Below are 17,037 nucleotides of genomic sequence, written 5' to 3'. Positions count from 1 at the left end.
CCTGAAAACCTTTTTCGCGTCGGCGGGGCGGGAAAATCCCGCCCCGGGCGCGTTTTCACACCAGTTCGGCCAGATCGGCGGCATCAAAGCCTTTCAGATCACTGCCCGCGCGCACATGGCGCACCCAGTCCGGGTCCGAGATCAGCGCCCGTCCGACCGCGATCAGGTCGAATTCCTCACGCTCCATCCGCGCCAGCAGACCCGTCAGCGGCGAAGTGCCCGATCCCTCGCCGGCAAAGGCGCCGAAGAATTCCGAGGACAGGCCCACCGACCCGACCGAAATCGTCGGGGCGCCGGTCACCTTCTTGGCCCAGCCCGCGAAATTCAGCCCCTCCGCCCCGTCAAGCGCCGGAAACTCCGGTTCCCAGAAGCGGCGCTGCGAGGCGTGAATGATATCGACCCCAGCCGCGACCAGCGGCCCCAGCCATGCCTCCAGTTCGGCGGGATCATTGGCCAGTTTCACGCCGTAATCCTGCTGCTTCCACTGGCTGACCCGCAGGATGAGCGGCAGGTCCGGACCTATGGCCGCGCGGGTGGCGGCAACGATCTCGGCCGCGAACCGCGCGCGGTCCCGGATCGTCGCACCGCCCCAGCGATCTTCGCGCAGATTGGTGCCGGACCAGAAGAACTGGTCGATCAGATAACCATGCGCGCCGTGCAGTTCCACCACGTCAAAACCCAGTTCCCTGGCCGCGCGGGCAGAGGCCGCAAAGGCCGCGATCGTATCGGCGATATCCTCCTCGCTCATCGTTTTGCCGCGCGGTTTGCCCGGTCCGATCAGGCCCGAGGGGCTTTCGACCGGGGATTGCGGCTCCCAGGCGCCGCCGCGCGTGCTGCCGGTATGCCAGATCTGTGGCCCCATCTTGCCGCCCGCCGCATGCACCGCGTCGATCACGCCCTTCCAGCCCTCCAGCCCGGGGCCGTGAAAGAACGGGATGCCCGGCAGGTTGCGCGCGGCTGGCCGGTCGATCACCGTGCCTTCGGACAGGATCAGACCGACGCCCCCTTCGGCCCGCCGGCGATAATAATCGGCCTGCTTCTGGCCCGGAATCCCGCCCTCCGCCATGGCCCGGGTCATCGGCGCCATCACGATACGGTTGGCCAGCGTCACGCCCTTGATGGTGAAGGGACGGAAAAGCACATCGGTGGAAGTCATCACTTGCTCCTGTTCAAACCTTGCGCTCTTAGGTATATTTCAGATACCTGGTGTCAATGAGGCACCTTCAATTCACCAGGTCACCCGGAGGTAACCGCCATGAAGGACAGCGCGACGCCCACCTGCACACCACGGCAGTTTTCTGCCACCTGCCCCTCGCGTGAGCTGTTTGACCAGATCGCCGACAAATGGTCGATGATGGTCCTGACCGTGCTGGATGGCGGTCCGCAACGGTTCAACACGATCCGCCGCAGCCTTGAAGGCGTGTCGCAAAAGTCGCTGAGCCAGACCCTGCGACGGCTGGAGCGGAACGGACTGGTCACGCGCCGCGTCCTCGCCACGGCCCCCGTCGCGGTCGAATATGAAATGAGCGCGCTTGGCCGCACGCTGTTGCCGCCGTTTCGCACGCTATACCGCTGGACGCGCGACAATATTCCCGCCGTCGAAGCCGCGCGGGCCGCGTTCGACGCAGGCCATGACCCCCGATGAGACGCGGATTTGACAAGCCCCGACCGCGCGCTACTGTGGCGCCATGATGCACCCGCAAGGCCTTTTCTGATGCGCCCGCTCTGGCTTGCCGCCGGCCTTGCCTCGGTCGGGCTGGGCCTGGCCGGGATCGTGCTGCCGCTGCTGCCCACCACGCCCTTCATGATCCTTGCCGCCGCCTGCTTTGCGCGATCCTCGCCGCGCCTGCATGACTGGCTCTGGCATCACCGTATCTTCGGCCCGGCGATCCGCGACTGGCGGCAATATGGCGCCATCCCGCCACTGGCCAAACGCGCCTCGATCCTGGCCATGGCGCTAGCTTTCGGGCTGAGCCTGCTTCTGGGCCTGCGATGGGAAATCCTGCTGGTGCAGGCGGTGGTGCTGCTGACCATGGGCGGCTGGATCCTCACCCGCCCCGACACCCCGCGCGGCTGAACCCGCGTAAAAGGGCGCTTCCGCCCCCTTCATCTGTTCATAAATATCCTCGGGGGGAGGCCCGAAGGGCCGTGGGGGGCAGACAGCCCCCCTGCCACCGCCCCGCCCGGCGCTACAGCAGGACCGGCCGACGGTCGCCCGCCGCATAGCGGCGCAGCACGGCAGGATAAAGCCGGTGTTCCTGCACCAGCACCCGGGCGGCCAGACTGTCCGCGGTATCGCCCGGCAGCACCGGCACCCGCGCCTGGCCCAGCAGCGGCCCGTCATCCAGCACAGCCGTCACCTCATGCACCGTGCAGCCCGCCTCGGCATCGCCGGCGTCGATGGCGCGCTGATGGGTATGCAGGCCGGGATATTTCGGCAGCAGCGAGGGGTGGATATTCAGCATCCGCCCCTCGAACCGACGAACGAAATCCGGCGTCAGCACCCGCATGAACCCGGCTAGGCACAGGATATCCGGCGCCGCCGCCTCGAGGTGCTGCACCAGTTCCGCCTCGAAACTGGCACGATCCTTGCCGTAGGGGCGGTGATCCACCGCCGCGGTCGCAACCCCGGCCGCCGCCGCCTTGACCAGCCCGCCGGCGCCCGGATCGTTCGACGCCACCAGAACCGGCCGCGCCGGATGATCCCCGGTCATGGAGTTCAGCAGCGCCACCATATTGGAGCCACCCCCGGAAATCAGGATGGCAACGCGTTTCACAGCAGCCGGCCCTTGTAGATCACGCCCTCGCCCGGCACCACGCGCCCCAGACGGCAGACGGTCTCGCCCTCGGCCCGCAGCAGCGCCTCGATCTCGTCCGCGCAATCGTCGGCAACGACCAGCATCATGCCGATGCCGCAGTTGAAGGTCTTGAGCAGCTCCGGCTCGGTCATGCCCGCGGTTTCCGCCAGCCAGCGGAAGACCGGCGGCAGGGTCCAGGCGTCAAGGTCGATCTCGCAGGCCAGCCCCTCGGGGATGACACGCGGCGGGTTTTCGGTCAGGCCGCCGCCGGTGATATGCGCCAGCGCATGCACGCCGCCCGCCCGCACGGCCTTCAGCGCCTGTTTCACATAAAGCCGCGTCGGCGCCAGCAGCGCCTGGCCAAGTGCGCCCTCGCTGAAGGGCGAGGCCGCGTCCCAGCCAAGGCCCGAGAGTTCGACGACCTTGCGCACAAAGCTGTAGCCGTTGGAATGCACCCCGTCCGAGGCCAGCCCCAGCAGCACATCGCCCGCGCCCACGCCACGCGGCAGGTCGGCGCCGCGCTCCATCGCGCCGACCGCAAAGCCGGCCAGATCGAAATCGCCCTTGTGATACATGCCCGGCATCTCGGCCGTCTCACCGCCGATCAGCGCACAGCCCGAGCGCGCGCAGCCCTCGGCGATGCCCTCGATGATGCGGGTGGCCTGATCGACATCCAGCTTGCCGGTCGCGAAATAATCAAGGAAGAACAGCGGCTCCGCCCCCTGGCAGACCAGATCGTTCACGCACATGGCGACAAGGTCGATACCGATCGTATCGACATTGCCGGTGTCGATGGCGATGCGCAGCTTGGTGCCGACGCCATCGGTGGCGCCCACCAGGATCGGGTCGTTATAGCCCGCCGCCTTCAGATCGAACAGCGCGCCAAAGCCCCCAAGCCCCGACATGGTGCCGGCCCGGTTGGTGCGTTTCGCCGCCGGCTTGATCCGCTCCACCAGCGCGTTCCCGGCGTCGATATCCACCCCCGCATCGGCATAGGTCAAACCTGTCTTCGGCGTGGTCATCTGGCGGCTCCCGCTGGGTTTCGGAACGGTGATGCGACGGCCCGCATCCTCGGGCGACCGCATAGACGATAAACGGCGCGCAGGCAACGCCCCGCGCTTGACCCCCTGCCCCGCGCCGCATAAGCGTTGCGCAGTAGGTTCGGGCCTGTAGCTCAATGGTCAGAGCAGGGCGCTCATAACGCCTTGGTTGGGGGTTCGAGTCCCTCCGGGCCTACCATCCCCCACCCTGCGCGGCCCGATCAGAAATCGGCAAAGATGTTGTCGCTGTCGGCGAATTCGATCTGTTCGTCGAAGGTCTCGCCGGAATTGATGTCGCGGGTCACCACGCGGCCGTCGCCATGGCCGATGATGACCTTGTCGCAGATGTCGATGAACAGCCCGTTTTCCACAACACCGGGGATCTGGTTCAGCACCAGCGCCAGCTGCCGCGGGTTGCCGATGCGCTTGAGATGCAGGTCCACGATGTAATTGGCCTCGTCCGTCACCAGCGGCGCCTGGCCGTTCATGCGCAGCGTCACGTCGCGGTCCAGCACATCCATGCTGACCAGCGTTTCCTCGATCAGCGCCTTGGTGGTCTGCCAGCCGAAGGGAATCACCTCGACCGGCAGCGGAAAGGCGCCCAGTTGCGCGACCTCTTTCGCGGCATCGGTGATGACAATCATCTGGTCGCTGGCCGTCGCCACGATCTTTTCCTGCAAGAGCGCCGCCCCGCCGCCCTTGATCAGGTTCAGTTGCGGGTCGAATTCATCGGCGCCGTCGATCGTCAGATCCAGCCATTTCGCGTCGTCGAGCGACACGACCGGCACGCCCAGGCTCTGCGCCAGTTCGGCGGTGCGGGTCGAGGTCGGCACGCCCTTCACGCGCAGCCCTTCCTCGCGGATGCGTTCGGCCAGGCAGCGCACCATCCAGGCGGCGGTGGAGCCGGTGCCAAGGCCCAGTTTCATGCCATCCTCGATGAAATCCACCGCCCGGCGGGCAGCGACGAATTTGGCCTTGTCGATGGGCGAAAGCTCGGCGGGCATGGGCGACTCCTGTTGGCGGCGAGATGCGGCGCTTATAAGCCCGCCGCGCGGATTAGGCGAGTGCGGAATCCCCGTGCGATCACGCGGAACATGCTGGCTGTCAGGGGGATTTTCGGGATTTTCAACTGGTCGGAGCGAGAGGATTCGAACCTCCGACCCCCTGCTCCCGAAGCAGGTGCGCTACCAGGCTGCGCTACGCTCCGACCGTGAGCGGGGGATTACCCGCTGCCGCCGGCCTTTGCAAGAGGGGCAGGCAGATTTCTTTTGGCTAATCGCGCCCGGGTGTCGAGCGCTCAGGCCGGCGGCGCAGCAGCAGCGAGATGCGCGGCATCAGCCCGGTTTCCGGGCGCGAACGCGATTCCAGCACGGGGCGGTTTTCCGACACCTTGGCGCGCCCCTCACGCAGCACGATATAGATGCCAGAGGCCATGATGACCGCCGCCCCGATCATCGTCCATTCGTCGGGCGTCTCGTCAAAGATCAGGTAGCCGTAGAAGATCGCCCAGATCATCTGGGAATATTGCATCGGGGCGACGATCACCGCCTCGGCACGGCGATAGGCGGCGATCACCAGCAGCGTGGCGACAAAGCCGAAGGCCGCGATGATGCCCAGCATGCCCAGATGCGCGACCGGCATCGGGCGATAGACAAAGGGCAAGGCGCAGCCCAGCACCAGGAAATTCGCCACCATCGGATAAAGCAGCAGCACGGCCGAGCGTTCCTCGGCCCCGATCTTGCGCACGATCACCGAGGCGAGCGACGAACAGATCGCCGCCGTCAACGCCGCCAGATGGCCAAGGCTGAGCGGCGCCGCCCCGGGGCGCAGCACGATCAGCACGCCGATCAGCCCGATGACCACGGCCAGACCGCGCCGCAGCCCCACCTTCTCGCCCAGGACCGGGATCGCCAGCACCGTGATCAGCAGGGGCGCGGCAAACAGGATGGCGTAGGTCTGCGCCAGTTCCAGCACCGAAAAGGCGTAAAAGGCCGATACGCCGGTGATGACGGTGGACACGGTGCGCAGCGCCGTCCACCAGGGATGAACCGGGCGCAGATGGCCTTCGGTCCCGTCCTTCATCAGCATCATCGTCACCAGCGGAAAGCTGAGCAGACCGGCAAAGAAGATGATCTGGATCGCGTGGTAATCCGCGCCCAGGAATTTCACCACCACGTCATGTGTGGCATAGATGCCAAAGGCGAGAAGCGCGAAAAGCGCGCCCTGGACATTGGGGCTCATGCGGTGGACCTGCGGCTGGTGTTTGCGCTACCACTTGTCGCAAAATTTCGCCCCGCCCTCAATGGAAAAGGCCCGCCGAAGCGGGCCTTGCCAATGACTTTTCAGCCCGATCAGAGGCTGGCATCCAGCGCGGCGATCACCGCATCGCCCATGGCCGAGGTCGAAACCGGGGTGCCGCCTTCGGGGCCCATCAGATCGGCGGTGCGCACGCCATCGGCCAGCACCTTTTCGACCGCCTGTTCCAGGCGCGTCGCCTCGTCGCCCAGATCGAAGCTGTAGCGCAGCGCCATGGCGAAGGACAGGATGCAGGCGATCGGGTTGGCCTTGCCCTGACCGGCGATGTCGGGGGCCGAACCATGCACCGGCTCATACAGCGCCTTCGGGCGGCCATTGGCCATCGGCGCACCAAGGCTGGCCGAGGGCAGCATCCCCAAGGAACCCGTCAGCATCGCGGCCGCATCCGACAGCAGGTCGCCGAACAGGTTGTCGGTCACGATCACGTCGAACTGCTTGGGCCAACGGCAAAGCTGCATGGCGCCGGCATCCGCATACATGTGCGAAAGCTGGACATCCGGGTATTCCTTGTCGTGGATTTCCTGCACGACCTGGCGCCACAGAATGCCCGATTCCATCACATTGGCCTTCTCCATCGAGCAGACCTTGTTGCCCCGGCGCCGCGCCAGTTCAAAGGCCGACCGCGCGACGCGGGCGATCTCCGACTCGGTATACCGCTGGGTGTTGATGCCCACGCGCTCATTGCCTTCGGTGAAGATGCCGCGCGGCTCGCCGAAATAGACGCCCGAGGTCAGTTCGCGAACGATGACGATATCGAGCCCGGCCACGACCTCTTTCTTGAGACTGGAAAAATCGGCCAGCGCGTCAAAGCATTGGGCCGGGCGCAGGTTGGAATAGAGGTCCATTTCCTTGCGCAGGCGCAGCAGGCCGCGCTCGGGCTTCACGCTGAAATCGAGATTGTCATATTTCGGGCCGCCCACGGCGCCCAGCAGCACGGCATCCACCTCTTGCGCCTTGGCCATGGTGTCGTCGTGCAGGGGCGTGCCGTGCTTGTCATAGGCGCAGCCGCCGACAAGATCTTCGCTCACGTCAAAGGTGATGCCGCGCTTGGCGTCATACCAGCCGATGATCTTTTTCACCTCGGCCATGACTTCGGGGCCGATGCCGTCGCCGGCGAGGATGAGGATGGAAGGATTGGCCACGGAAAGGCTCCCTTGAAACTGCGAATGGGCTGGGCGGTGGCCTAGCCCGTGGGGGCAGTTGGGTCAAGCGGGCTTGGGCGGTTTCAACGGGTTTCCCCGTCAGGGCAGGTCGATATCGACCCAGACCGGCAGGTGACGCGAGGCGCGGGCCAGCGCCCCGGCCAAGGGGCCGTCCGCCGCCGACAAAAGCCCCGCCCCGGTCACCCGCAGATCGGCCGAGGGCAGGACGTAATCGACCCGCAGCCCGCCCGGCCCGTCGGGATAGACCGCGGTATCCAGCGCAGGATCGCCCTTGTGGCCGTCATCGCGACGCGGCAGCGCGCTGCGCGGCGCCGGGTCTTGCAGCCGCGCATCGGCGAGCAAGGCCCGCAGCGCCGCCGGCCGCCCGTCGCCATCGACCGGATCCAGATTGGCGTCCCCCAGCAGCACGAAAGGCGCCTCGGGCGCGGCAAAGGGCAAGGCCCCGTCCAGCAGCCGCGACCAGAAGGCCGTCTCGTCATGGTTGCGGCGGCCATTGCGATCTTCCGGCCCGTCAAAAACCGGCGGCGTGGCGGCAAAGCCCATCACCGTCAGCCGCCGCCCCGAAGGCAGGCGCAGCGGCACCAGCCAGTGATTGACCGAAGACAGCCGCTGCATGCCGCGTTCGGCCTCGGTCATGTCGGGCGGCAGCAGCGCGCCGGGCAGATCGGCCCAGAGAAAGGCGGTGAAATCCTGTGCGGCCTCCGGCTCCAGCGGCAGGCGCGACAGCAGCGCCATGCCGCCCTGCCCCTGAAACCGGCCATAGCCCATGGCGTCGCGTGCATCGCCCCGCCGGCCATTACGATCGAGATCCAGCCCCGTGGGCAGCCCGGCATTGGGCGCCTGCGCAAAGCGATAGGGATAGGCGATCCCCGCCGCCGCCAGCCGGTCGGCCAGGGCGGTCAGCGCGACCTGATCGGTGTCGAAATCCATCCCCGTGAGCAACAGCAGATCGGCATCCAGCGCCTGCACCACCTGCACCACGGCGGCGATGCCCTCATGCCCCGGGGTCAGCAGATCCTGCACCAGCAGCCCCGGCCCCTGCCGCGTCAGATCGGCGTTCCAGGTGGCCAGGCGCAGCGTCTCGGCCCCGGCCTGCGCGGCGATCAGCGTCAGGATCAGGCCGGCAAGTAATCCGAGCCTTCCTCGACCCCTTCGGTCCGCCGCCGCTCGCGGATCATCGCGGCGATCTTGCTCATGGCGATGCCGCGCATGAACAGGCTGCAAGGAAGGAAGGACCATGCCGTCATCATCCAGATCAGGGTTTGCGGAGAGGTCAGCGTCAGCGGCTCGAACCCGGACGAACCGATCTTGACGATGGCCGGGATCAGGAAGGGCAGCAGGAAACCCAGCGCCGCGTTCAGCCGCGCATCCCGTTCCAGCCGCAGCACGATATCGCCATTGGCCGTGGGATCGAAGGTCGGCAGGTTCACCCAGACGTTGAAGCCGCCATTGCGCGACGGCCAGCCGCGCAGCTTGAGCAGCAGCACGAACACCATCAGCCCGATGAGCGAAATCAGATAGGCCATGCCCGCCGCCGTCGCCACCGCCGCCATCTGCGCCTCGGAGGCGCCGTCCGCCAGCATCAGCTTGGCCAGCCGCACCGGCGAATAGGGAAAATCAAGCGCATTGCCCACCACGATGCCAAGCGCATTGATCAAGAGCGACAGCGAGGTCGGCGCGACATGGGCCTTTTCGATCACGGTCAGCAGGAAGACGGTCAGGAACAGGATCAGGAACCGCACCCGGTTGAAGGGCGGCGCATCGCGAAACTCCACCAGCCCCGGATAGGTCGTCTTGTATTCCGCAAAGGTCAGCGCGCCGGCGAACAGCGCGACCAGCGCGACCATCTGCTTGCCATCAGACCCGGTGCCGGGCAGCAGCACCGAAGGTGTGGCGACCAGCACCATCACGAAAAATGCGCGCGCGGCGGCGCCTGCCAGCCGTGAGACCACTGCCTTGCCTTCCTCGACCCGAGCGGATCCGATACTTTGCCGGACCCTTTTCCCGATGATTTCCCGCGCATTGTGGCGGGCTGCCTCAATCTTGCCCAAGTTTTGCCTTCTTTCGTTCCCAGCCGCAACGGTGGAGACGATAAGACCTGGTTAATGCGGCATTTCCTTGGTGAAACTGTCGCCAGATTGCATCAAATTGCGGATGAAAAAAGGCCGCCAAGGGATTGAAACCCTTGGCGGCCCTATATCTTGTGGCTCATGCCTCCGGGGCCACCAGGCGGCCCCGTCGCATCATACCCAGGGGCGCAGCAGGCCGGCCCTGGCCTCGAACGTGTCGATGCTCGCGGCCTTTTCCAGCGTCAGCCCGATATCGTCCAACCCGTTCAGCAGGCAGTGCTTGCGGAAGGGATCAACCTCGAAGCCAAAGCTCTGCCCTTCCGAGGTGGTCACGGTCTGCGCCTCCAGATCGACGATCATCCGGGCATTGCCGCCCTTCTGCGCGTCCTCCATCAGCACCGCGACCGCCTCTTGCGGCAGCACGATCGGCAGGATGCCGTTCTTGAAGCAGTTGTTGAAAAAGATATCGGCAAAGCTGGTGGAGATCACGCAGCGGATGCCGAAATCCAGGAGCGCCCAGGGCGCGTGTTCGCGCGACGAGCCGCAGCCGAAATTGTCGCCGGCGACGATGATCTCGGCCTTGCGATAGGGTTCGCGGTTCAGCACGAAATCGGCGATCTCGGCGCCGTCCTGCGTGTAGCGCATCTCGTCAAACAGGTTCTTGCCCAGGCCCGACCGCTGGATCGTCTTGAGGAACTGCTTGGGGATGATCATGTCGGTGTCGATATTGACCAGCGGCATGGGCGCCGCGATCCCGGTGATGGTGGTGAACTTGTCCATTGCCGTTTCTCCTCAGACCGTCTCGGCCATCATCTCGCGCACATCGGTCAGGTGGCCGGTCACCGCCGCCGCCGCCGCCATGGCGGGCGAAAGCAGGTGGGTGCGGCCACCGCGGCCCTGACGGCCCTCGAAATTGCGGTTCGAGGTCGCGGCGCAGCGTTCGCCGGGCGACAGCTGGTCGGGGTTCATGGCAAGGCACATGGAACACCCCGCCAGACGCCATTCAAAGCCCGCGTCGATGAAGATCTGCGCCAGACCTTCTTCCTCGGCCTGTGCGCGCACGAGCCCCGAGCCCGGCACCACCATCGCGCGCATCCCCGGCTTGATCTTCTTGCCCTTCAGGATGGCGGCGGCGGCGCGCAGATCCTCGATCCGGCCATTGGTGCAGGAACCGATGAACACGGTGTCGATCTTGATGTCCGACAGTTTCATGCCGGGGGTCAGGCCCATATATTCCAGCGACCGGCGCGCGGCCTCGACCTTGCCGCCGGTGAAGTCTTCGGGCGCGGGCACGGTGCCGGTGATCGGCAGCACATCTTCGGGGCTGGTGCCCCAGGTCACGACCGGGGCGATGTCTTCCCCCTTCAGCACCACCACCTTGTCGAAATGCGCGCCCTCATCGGTGAACAGCGATTTCCAATAGGTCATCGCGGCCTCCCAGGCGGCGCCTTTCGGGGCGTGGGGGCGACCCTTGATATATTCAAAGGTCTTTTCGTCCGGCGCGATGAGGCCGGCGCGCGCGCCCCCCTCGATCGCCATGTTGCAGACGGTCATGCGGCCTTCCATCGACAGGTCGCGGATTGCCTCGCCGCAATATTCGATGACATAGCCGGTGCCGCCAGCGGTGCCGGTCGCGCCGATGACCGACAGCGTGATGTCCTTGGCGGTGACACCCGGACGCAGCTTGCCGGTGATCTCCACCTTCATGTTCTTCGATTTCTTCTGGATCAGCGTTTGCGTCGCCAGAACATGCTCCACCTCGGAGGTGCCGATGCCATGCGCGAGCGAGCCGAAGGCGCCATGGGTCGCGGTGTGGCTGTCGCCGCAGACCACGGTCATGCCCGGCAGCGTCCAGCCCTGTTCGGGCCCGACGATATGCACGATGCCCTGACGGATATCCGACACCGGGTAATAGTTGATGCCGAAGTCGCGGGCATTCTTGTCGAGCGCCTCGACCTGGATACGGCTTTCCTCATTGTCGATATGGGTGTCACGGCCCGGGGTGGTGGGCACGTTGTGATCCGGCACGGCAATGGTCTTTTCCGGGGCACGGACCTTGCGGCCGGTCATGCGCAGCCCTTCAAAGGCCTGCGGGCTGGTGACTTCATGCACCAGGTGGCGGTCGATATAGAGCAGGCAGGTGCCGTCTTCGGCCTGATGGACGACATGGTCGTCCCAGATCTTGTCATACAGCGTGCGCGGAGCGGTCATGGCTCTCACCTTCATCATGGGGATGGCTGGGAAATGCGGTTGCGGGCTTTCGGGACGCGATTTTTCGTCGAAAAATCGCCCCCGGCGTCAAAGCCGCGCGAGGATGGTGCGGGTCATGCCGAAAAAGCGGGCCGGAAGCCGCGCGTGATCGGTGATGTTGAAATAGATGAACCCGTGCATGCGCGGTTCAATACTCCCGAATCCCCTTGCAAGGCAAGTCAACTCTGTGGCTGGCCCTGTGGCGCCACCGCCTCCAGCAGATCGCCGGGCTGGCATTCCAGCACCGTGCAGATCGCGGCCAGTGTCTCGAAGCGGATACCCTTGACCTTGCCGGATTTCAGCAGGCTCAGATTGGCCTCGGTGATGCCGATCCGTTCTGCCAGTTCGCGAGACCGCATCTTGCGCCGCGCCAGCATCACATCCAGCCGCACCACGATTTCCAGCTCAGACAAAGCCCCGGTTCTCCTCTGCCACGCGCGCGGCCTCGTGCATGGCCCAGCCGATCGTCACGAGCAAGCCCGCCGCGAGCGCCAGCCAGAGCATTTCCGAGGTCAGCGCAATCGACACCTCGCGGCTGCCGGGCGGGTTGTCCCAGGTCAGGACAAACCTTTGCACGCTGGGCAGCAGGATCTGGATCGCCGCCAGCACGGCGAGCCAGAGCCCGATCGCCCGGATCCGACGGGCCGAGGCCGGTGTCAGCACCTCGCCCTTCGCATAATGCGCGAAAAGCCCGCGCATCTGCCACAGCGCGGCCAGCATCGGCCCAAGCGCCAGCGCGCCGACCGCCAGGACAAGTGTCGATTTCGTCCCGCTCAGAACCGTGCCTTGCGGCAGGCCGGGAAAGGCGGTGACAAGCCAGCCGGGCGCCTGCGCACCACGCCACCCGGCCTGAATGACCACAAGCGGCAACACGGCCAGCAACAGGGTCGCAACCCATTTCAGCAGGCGGACCAGACGCAGGGCATGGGGCGGCATGATTTTCTCCTTGCACAATAATTTTTATGTAAAACAATAATTATTATCTGTCAAAGGAGATTCGACATGTTCCCCTTCCGCTCCATGGTCCGACGCGCGCACCGTGCCCTGGCCCTGGCCTTCCTGTTGCCGGCCTGCTCCAGCCTCGTGCCGTCCACCTTGCTTGATCTGCGCAGCCTTGACCCGCTCAGTGCCGATCCGGCAGAAATCGAACTGGCCCTGATCCTGCCCCCCGGGTTGATGCCCCGTCCCGATGGCGCCAGGCTGGAGATGAAGGCGACCTGTCCCGGGCATGAGGTCGCGGAAAGCTTCCTGCTGACGACACGCCCCGCGCCCGACCTGCCCCGGCCCGACGGGGCGACCCTGCTCTCCTATGGCCTTTCGCCCGAGGGGGCCACGCGGATGCGCGCCGCGCAATCGGCGATGGCCGCCTGGCCGCAGGATGGCCAGACCCACGGGATACTGGCCGCCGCGCTGGATGCCTGTCTGACCGGCGGCCCCTTGCCCGCCGAGGCAGAAGGCGCCGTGCTGATCCGCCTTGCCGCCGATGCGGAATTCCAGCCGCTTTTGCGACCGACCCCGATCGTGGCCCTGATCGGCCCAGAGGCGATGGCGACCCTCACCCCCTGCACCGACAAGCCCTTGCCCTGAGCGCACGATACCTGTAAGCGCCGGCCCCTGCCCCGCGCGGATTGAGTCGCGCGGGCTTCGGTGCTACCTTTTCGCATGACCCCGGCGCCGGGGCGTTTGGCGCGCTATCTGGAGGACGATGTCCTGTCTCATTCTGATCCTGCGACCGGGCTTCCGGTCGGACCGAGGGCCGCGCGCATGACCGACGCGGATCCCACTAGCGAAGTGCTTCTGGCCCGCATCATCGCCTCGCTGGAGGATGACAAGGCCGAAGACATCGTGCAGATCGACCTGCGCGGCCGGTCGGACATGGCCGATTACATGGTCATCTGCTCGGGCCGGTCGTCGCGGCAGGTCGCGGCCATCTCGGAAAAGCTGGTGGACCGGCTGAAGCAGGAATTCGGCCGCCTGAGCAAGATCGAGGGCAAGGAAACCGGCGACTGGGTGCTGATCGACACGGCCGATGTCATCGTCCATGTCTTCCGCCCCGAAGTGCGCGAATTCTACCAGCTTGAAAAGATGTGGCTGCCCGCCGACCAGCAACGCGGCGGCGCCAAGGCCTGACATGCGGGTGCATCTTTGCGCCGTGGGGCGGCTGCGTGCCGGCCCCGAGCGCGACCTGATCGACGATTATGTGACGCGGTTCGACCGCACGGGCCGGGCGCTCGCGCTCGGCCCGTTTCATGAACATGAGGTCGAAGACCGCAAGGGCGGCGGCATGGAGGCCGAGGCCGCGCTGCTGGAACGTGCGCTGCCCTCTGGCGCGCTGCTGGTGACGCTGGACGAACGCGGCAAGCTGCTCTCCAGCCCGGAATTCGCCGATATGCTGGCGAAATGGCGCGATGGCGGGCGGCAGGACGTGGCCTTTGTGATCGGCGGGGCCGATGGCATCGCGCCGGGGCTGCGCGCCCGCGCCGATGCCTCGATCAGTTTCGGGCGCATGGTCTGGCCGCATATGCTGGTGCGGGTCATGCTGACCGAACAATTGTATCGCGCGGCCTCGATCCTGGCCGGCGCCCCCTATCACCGGGCCTGAAGGCAAAGGCGCCGCGCCTTCCCGTTGCACAGCCGCCCGGCCCGGCGTAAAACCCCTGCAAAGCAAGGAAAGGGCCGCGCATGACCACCCCGAAACCCGTCGTTCTGTGCATTCTGGATGGCTGGGGCTATCGGGAGGACCGGACCGCGAACGCCCCTGCCTTGGCGCAGACCCCGAATTTCGACCGGATCTGGGCGGAGTGCCCGCATAACCTCCTGATCACGCATGGCCCCGATGTCGGGCTGCCCAGCGGCCAGATGGGCAATTCCGAGGTGGGCCACACCAATATCGGCGCCGGGCGCGTGGTGGCAATGGATCTGGGCCAGATCGACCTCGCGATCGAGGATGGCAGCTTCAACATCAATCCGCAACTGACGGATTTCATTGCGAAGATGCGTGAAACCGGCGGCACGGCGCATCTGATGGGCGTGATTTCCGATGGCGGGGTGCATGGCCATATCCAGCATGTGCTGGCCGCCTGCCGGGTGATTGCGGGCGCGGGCGTGCCGGTCGTGCTGCATGCGATCACCGACGGGCGCGACGTGCCGCCCTCTTCCTCGGTCAGCTTCATGCGCGAACTGACCGAGGCCCTGCCGGCTGGCGCGCGGATCGGCACTGTGATCGGTCGGTACTGGGCGATGGATCGCGACAATCGGTGGGAGCGCGTGCAACGCGCCTTTGACGCCATGGTCGCGGCAAAGGGCGAAACCGCGGCGGATGCCAATCGCGCGGTGGACATGGCCTATCAGCGCGGCGAGACCGACGAATTCATCGCCCCCACCGTGATCGGCGATTATGCCGGCGCGCGCGATGGCGACGGGTTTTTCTGCCTGAACTTCCGCGCCGACCGGGCGCGCGAAATTCTGCTGGCGCTTGGCCAACCCGGCTTTGCCGGCTTTGACGCCAGCGCCCGCCCCGCCTGGGCGGCCATGCTGGGCATGGTGGATTATTCCAAGGATCACAACGAGTTCATGACCACCTGCTATCCCAAGCAGGATATCGTGAACACGCTGGGCGAATGGGTGGCCAAGCAGGGCCGCACCCAGTTTCGTCTGGCCGAGACCGAGAAATACCCCCATGTCACCTTCTTTCTGAATGGCGGGCGCGAGGCGCCCTCGGCGGGCGAGGACCGCTTCATGCCGCTGTCGCCCAAGGTCGCGACCTATGACCTGCAACCCGAGATGAGCGAACCCGAGGTCGCGGCGCAGCTCGTGGCGGCCATCGAAAAGGGCTATGACCTGATCGTGGTGAACTTTGCCAATCCCGACATGGTCGGCCATACCGGCAGCCTGGAGGCCGCGATGAAGGCCTGCGAGGCGGTCGATGAAGGGCTGGGTCAGGCGCTGGCGGCGCTGGAAAAGGCGGGCGGCGCGATGATCGTCACCGCCGATCACGGCAATTGCGAGGTGATGGTGGACCCGGTCACCGGCGGGCCGCATACCGCGCATACCACCAATCTGGTGCCGGTCATTCTGGTCGGCGGCCCGGCGGGGGCCCGGCTGCGCGACGGCGGCCGGCTGTCGGATCTGGCGCCGACGGTGCTTCAGTTGATGAACCTGCCGCAACCCACAGAAATGACCGGGAAAAGCCTGATCTCCTGATGTTGCGCCCCGTTGCCCTTGCCCTGATTGTCGCGCTGGCCCTGCCGGGGGCTGGCGGCGCCGTGACGGTGGCCGAACAGGCCCAACAGGCCGCGGTCAGCCTGCAAAAGGCGGTCACCGCGCTGGACAAGGCGCGCGAGGCCAAGGATCGCGTCCGCGCCCTGACCCAGACGATCAGCGCCTATGAACAGGGCCTGACCGCACTGCGCGAAAGCCTGCGCCAGGCCTCGATCCGCGAAGCGACGCTGCTGTTGCAGTTTCAGGCCAAGCGTGACCGCGTGGCGCAGCTTGTGGGCGTGCTGAGCCAGCTTGAATCCGACCCTGCGCCGCTCTTGATGCTGCACCCTTCGGGGCCGCTGGGCACGGTGCGGTCGGGCATCATGATCGCCGATGTGACCCCCGCCCTTCAGGCTGAGGCCGAGGATCTGCGCCGCCAGTTGCAAGAGGTGCGCGACCTGCGCGCGCTTCAGACCTCGGCCGGCAAGACCCTGGCCGAAGGGCTGCGCGTGGCCCAAGCCGCCCGCACCGCGCTGAGCCAGGCGATATCGGACCGCACCGACCTGCCCAAACGGATCACCGAAGACCCGGAGGTGCTGAAGGGCCTGCTGGAAAGCGCCGATACGCTGGATGCCTTTGCCGCCGGGCTAGCCCTGAACGATATCGAGATCGAGGGGATCGAGGATTTCGGCTTTGGCCATGGCAAGCTGCAACTGCCCGTGCAAGGCACCCTGCTGCGCCGCCCGGACGAGGCCGACGGCGCCGGCGTGCACCGCCCCGGCATGGTGCTGGCCACCCGCAAACAGGCGCTGGTCACCGCGCCCTGGCCCGGCACCATCCGCTATCGTGGCCCCTTGCTCGATTTCGGAAACGTGATCATCCTCGAACCCGGCGCAGGCTATCTTCTCATTCTCGCCGGGCTGGAGACGGTCTATGGCGAGGTGGGCGAGGTGGTCGGCGAAGGCGCGCCGCTGGGCCTGATGGGCGGCGGCGAACCGGGGATGGAGGAATTCCTGGTTTCGGCGCAGGATGGCGGCGGTGCGCGCGACACCGAGACGCTCTATGTGGAATTGCGCCAGGGGGGGGAGCCGATCGACCCGCTGCCCTGGTTCGCGATAACCGCGCCGCTGGCCGAACGCCAGCAGGTGCCATGACAGGATGAACGGGCGGGAAACCGGCCAAACCGGCAAATGCCACGGGA

General features: G+C 66.2%; 19 protein-coding genes and 2 tRNA genes. 8 read left to right on the top strand and 13 right to left on the bottom strand.

Annotated elements, in window-relative coordinates:
- Positions 1-55: 55 nt before the first annotated feature.
- A complete protein-coding gene (locus tag FOA17_RS04605; protein ID WP_149140289.1) occupies positions 56-1,156 on the bottom strand; it encodes an NADH:flavin oxidoreductase in 1,101 nt (366 codons plus the stop codon).
- A 99-nt stretch (positions 1,157-1,255) separates the two neighbouring features.
- Here FOA17_RS04605 and FOA17_RS04600 point away from each other — a divergent pair, with 99 nt between their 5' ends.
- Together FOA17_RS04600 and FOA17_RS04595 are read left to right on the top strand one after the other, a co-directional pair.
- On the top strand, positions 1,256-1,645 hold the full coding sequence (locus FOA17_RS04600) for a winged helix-turn-helix transcriptional regulator (RefSeq protein ID WP_149140288.1): 390 nt from the start codon (positions 1,256-1,258) through the stop codon (positions 1,643-1,645).
- A 69-nt stretch (positions 1,646-1,714) separates the two neighbouring features.
- Positions 1,715-2,077, top strand: a complete 363-nt coding sequence (locus tag FOA17_RS04595) for a YbaN family protein (protein ID WP_149140287.1) — start codon at positions 1,715-1,717, stop codon at positions 2,075-2,077.
- Positions 2,078-2,189: 112 nt separating this feature from the next.
- Here FOA17_RS04595 and purN read toward each other — a convergent pair whose 3' ends face one another.
- Together purN and purM are read right to left on the bottom strand one after the other, a co-directional pair.
- Positions 2,190-2,777 (bottom strand): phosphoribosylglycinamide formyltransferase, encoded by a 588-nt coding sequence (gene purN / locus FOA17_RS04590; RefSeq protein WP_149140286.1) that lies wholly within the window; start codon positions 2,775-2,777, stop codon positions 2,190-2,192.
- Positions 2,774-3,820 (bottom strand): phosphoribosylformylglycinamidine cyclo-ligase, encoded by a 1,047-nt coding sequence (gene purM / locus FOA17_RS04585; RefSeq protein ID WP_149140285.1) that lies wholly within the window; start codon positions 3,818-3,820, stop codon positions 2,774-2,776. The genes purN and purM overlap by 4 nt, the downstream gene beginning before the upstream one ends.
- Before the next feature lie 141 nt (positions 3,821-3,961).
- Here purM and FOA17_RS04580 point away from each other — a divergent pair.
- Positions 3,962-4,037, top strand: a tRNA-Ile gene (locus FOA17_RS04580).
- A 22-nt stretch (positions 4,038-4,059) separates the two neighbouring features.
- Here the strand turns inward: FOA17_RS04580 and rpiA are convergent.
- From rpiA to FOA17_RS04530, 10 genes are all read right to left on the bottom strand, one after another.
- The gene (gene rpiA, locus FOA17_RS04575) at positions 4,060-4,842 is read right to left on the bottom strand and encodes a ribose-5-phosphate isomerase RpiA (RefSeq protein ID WP_149140284.1); all 783 of its coding nucleotides are present in this window, start codon (positions 4,840-4,842) and stop codon (positions 4,060-4,062) included.
- A 126-nt stretch (positions 4,843-4,968) separates the two neighbouring features.
- Positions 4,969-5,045, bottom strand: a tRNA-Pro gene (locus FOA17_RS04570).
- 65 nt (positions 5,046-5,110) lie between these two features.
- The gene (locus FOA17_RS04565) at positions 5,111-6,079 is read right to left on the bottom strand and encodes a DMT family transporter (RefSeq protein ID WP_149140283.1); all 969 of its coding nucleotides are present in this window, start codon (positions 6,077-6,079) and stop codon (positions 5,111-5,113) included.
- 110 nt (positions 6,080-6,189) lie between these two features.
- The gene (leuB, locus tag FOA17_RS04560) at positions 6,190-7,296 is read right to left on the bottom strand and encodes a 3-isopropylmalate dehydrogenase (protein ID WP_149140282.1); all 1,107 of its coding nucleotides are present in this window, start codon (positions 7,294-7,296) and stop codon (positions 6,190-6,192) included.
- 99 nt (positions 7,297-7,395) lie between these two features.
- Positions 7,396-8,541 (bottom strand): endonuclease/exonuclease/phosphatase family protein, encoded by a 1,146-nt coding sequence (locus tag FOA17_RS04555; protein WP_338029103.1) that lies wholly within the window; start codon positions 8,539-8,541, stop codon positions 7,396-7,398.
- Positions 8,433-9,269 carry a hypothetical protein gene (locus tag FOA17_RS04550; protein ID WP_238991713.1) on the bottom strand — a complete coding sequence of 279 codons (837 nt, stop codon included), beginning with the start codon at positions 9,267-9,269 and terminating at the stop codon, positions 8,433-8,435. The genes FOA17_RS04555 and FOA17_RS04550 overlap by 109 nt, the downstream gene beginning before the upstream one ends.
- Before the next feature lie 291 nt (positions 9,270-9,560).
- The gene (gene leuD, locus FOA17_RS04545; RefSeq protein ID WP_149140280.1) at positions 9,561-10,166 is read right to left on the bottom strand and encodes a 3-isopropylmalate dehydratase small subunit; all 606 of its coding nucleotides are present in this window, start codon (positions 10,164-10,166) and stop codon (positions 9,561-9,563) included.
- A gap of 12 nt (positions 10,167-10,178) precedes the next feature.
- Positions 10,179-11,597, bottom strand: coding sequence for a 3-isopropylmalate dehydratase large subunit (gene leuC, locus FOA17_RS04540; protein WP_149140279.1), 1,419 nt, complete (start codon positions 11,595-11,597; stop codon positions 10,179-10,181).
- Between the two features lie 218 nt (positions 11,598-11,815).
- Positions 11,816-12,040 (bottom strand): helix-turn-helix domain-containing protein, encoded by a 225-nt coding sequence (locus FOA17_RS04535; protein ID WP_149140636.1) that lies wholly within the window; start codon positions 12,038-12,040, stop codon positions 11,816-11,818.
- A gap of 1 nt (position 12,041) precedes the next feature.
- Entirely contained in the window at positions 12,042-12,572 is a 531-nt protein-coding gene (locus FOA17_RS04530; protein ID WP_149140278.1) for a DUF2975 domain-containing protein, read from the bottom strand.
- 66 nt (positions 12,573-12,638) lie between these two features.
- On the opposite strand from FOA17_RS04530, the gene FOA17_RS04525 reads away from it, so the two are divergent.
- The 5 genes from FOA17_RS04525 to FOA17_RS04505 all read left to right on the top strand — a co-directional run bounded on the left by FOA17_RS04525 (position 12,639) and on the right by FOA17_RS04505 (position 16,990).
- The gene (locus tag FOA17_RS04525) at positions 12,639-13,223 is read left to right on the top strand and encodes a hypothetical protein (RefSeq protein WP_149140277.1); all 585 of its coding nucleotides are present in this window, start codon (positions 12,639-12,641) and stop codon (positions 13,221-13,223) included.
- A 75-nt stretch (positions 13,224-13,298) separates the two neighbouring features.
- Entirely contained in the window at positions 13,299-13,766 is a 468-nt protein-coding gene (gene rsfS / locus FOA17_RS04520) for a ribosome silencing factor (RefSeq protein WP_238991712.1), read from the top strand.
- A 1-nt stretch (position 13,767) separates the two neighbouring features.
- Entirely contained in the window at positions 13,768-14,238 is a 471-nt protein-coding gene (gene rlmH / locus FOA17_RS04515) for a 23S rRNA (pseudouridine(1915)-N(3))-methyltransferase RlmH (RefSeq protein ID WP_149140276.1), read from the top strand.
- Positions 14,239-14,318: 80 nt separating this feature from the next.
- Positions 14,319-15,839, top strand: coding sequence for a 2,3-bisphosphoglycerate-independent phosphoglycerate mutase (gpmI, locus tag FOA17_RS04510; protein WP_149140275.1), 1,521 nt, complete (start codon positions 14,319-14,321; stop codon positions 15,837-15,839).
- Positions 15,839-16,990, top strand: a complete 1,152-nt coding sequence (locus FOA17_RS04505; protein WP_149140274.1) for a murein hydrolase activator EnvC family protein — start codon at positions 15,839-15,841, stop codon at positions 16,988-16,990. The genes gpmI and FOA17_RS04505 overlap by 1 nt, the downstream gene beginning before the upstream one ends.
- Positions 16,991-17,037: the final 47 nt, after the last annotated feature.

This window comes from Gemmobacter caeruleus (genome assembly GCF_008271655.1).
Taxonomy (GTDB): Bacteria; Pseudomonadota; Alphaproteobacteria; order Rhodobacterales; family Rhodobacteraceae; genus Gemmobacter; species Gemmobacter caeruleus.
The sequence above is the reverse complement of the archived record's forward strand: the minus strand, read 5'-3'. Positions and strand labels throughout refer to the sequence as shown.

Excerpts from the sequence above, each read along its gene's own strand:
- leuD (WP_149140280.1), bottom strand. The coding sequence starts at position 10,166 with ATGGACAAGTTCACCACCATCACCGGGATCGCGGCGCCCATGCCGCTG.
- leuC (WP_149140279.1), bottom strand. The coding sequence starts at position 11,597 with ATGACCGCTCCGCGCACGCTGTATGACAAGATCTGGGACGACCATGTC.
- FOA17_RS04505 (WP_149140274.1), top strand. The coding sequence starts at position 15,839 with ATGTTGCGCCCCGTTGCCCTTGCCCTGATTGTCGCGCTGGCCCTGCCG.
- gpmI (WP_149140275.1), top strand. The coding sequence starts at position 14,319 with ATGACCACCCCGAAACCCGTCGTTCTGTGCATTCTGGATGGCTGGGGC.
- rlmH (WP_149140276.1), top strand. The coding sequence starts at position 13,768 with ATGCGGGTGCATCTTTGCGCCGTGGGGCGGCTGCGTGCCGGCCCCGAG.
- rsfS (WP_238991712.1), top strand. The coding sequence starts at position 13,299 with ATGACCCCGGCGCCGGGGCGTTTGGCGCGCTATCTGGAGGACGATGTC.
- FOA17_RS04525 (WP_149140277.1), top strand. The coding sequence starts at position 12,639 with ATGTTCCCCTTCCGCTCCATGGTCCGACGCGCGCACCGTGCCCTGGCC.
- FOA17_RS04530 (WP_149140278.1), bottom strand. The coding sequence starts at position 12,572 with ATGCCGCCCCATGCCCTGCGTCTGGTCCGCCTGCTGAAATGGGTTGCG.
- FOA17_RS04605 (WP_149140289.1), bottom strand. The coding sequence starts at position 1,156 with ATGACTTCCACCGATGTGCTTTTCCGTCCCTTCACCATCAAGGGCGTG.
- FOA17_RS04595 (WP_149140287.1), top strand. The coding sequence starts at position 1,715 with ATGCGCCCGCTCTGGCTTGCCGCCGGCCTTGCCTCGGTCGGGCTGGGC.
- FOA17_RS04600 (WP_149140288.1), top strand. The coding sequence starts at position 1,256 with ATGAAGGACAGCGCGACGCCCACCTGCACACCACGGCAGTTTTCTGCC.
- rpiA (WP_149140284.1), bottom strand. The coding sequence starts at position 4,842 with ATGCCCGCCGAGCTTTCGCCCATCGACAAGGCCAAATTCGTCGCTGCC.
- purM (WP_149140285.1), bottom strand. The coding sequence starts at position 3,820 with ATGACCACGCCGAAGACAGGTTTGACCTATGCCGATGCGGGGGTGGAT.
- FOA17_RS04565 (WP_149140283.1), bottom strand. The coding sequence starts at position 6,079 with ATGAGCCCCAATGTCCAGGGCGCGCTTTTCGCGCTTCTCGCCTTTGGC.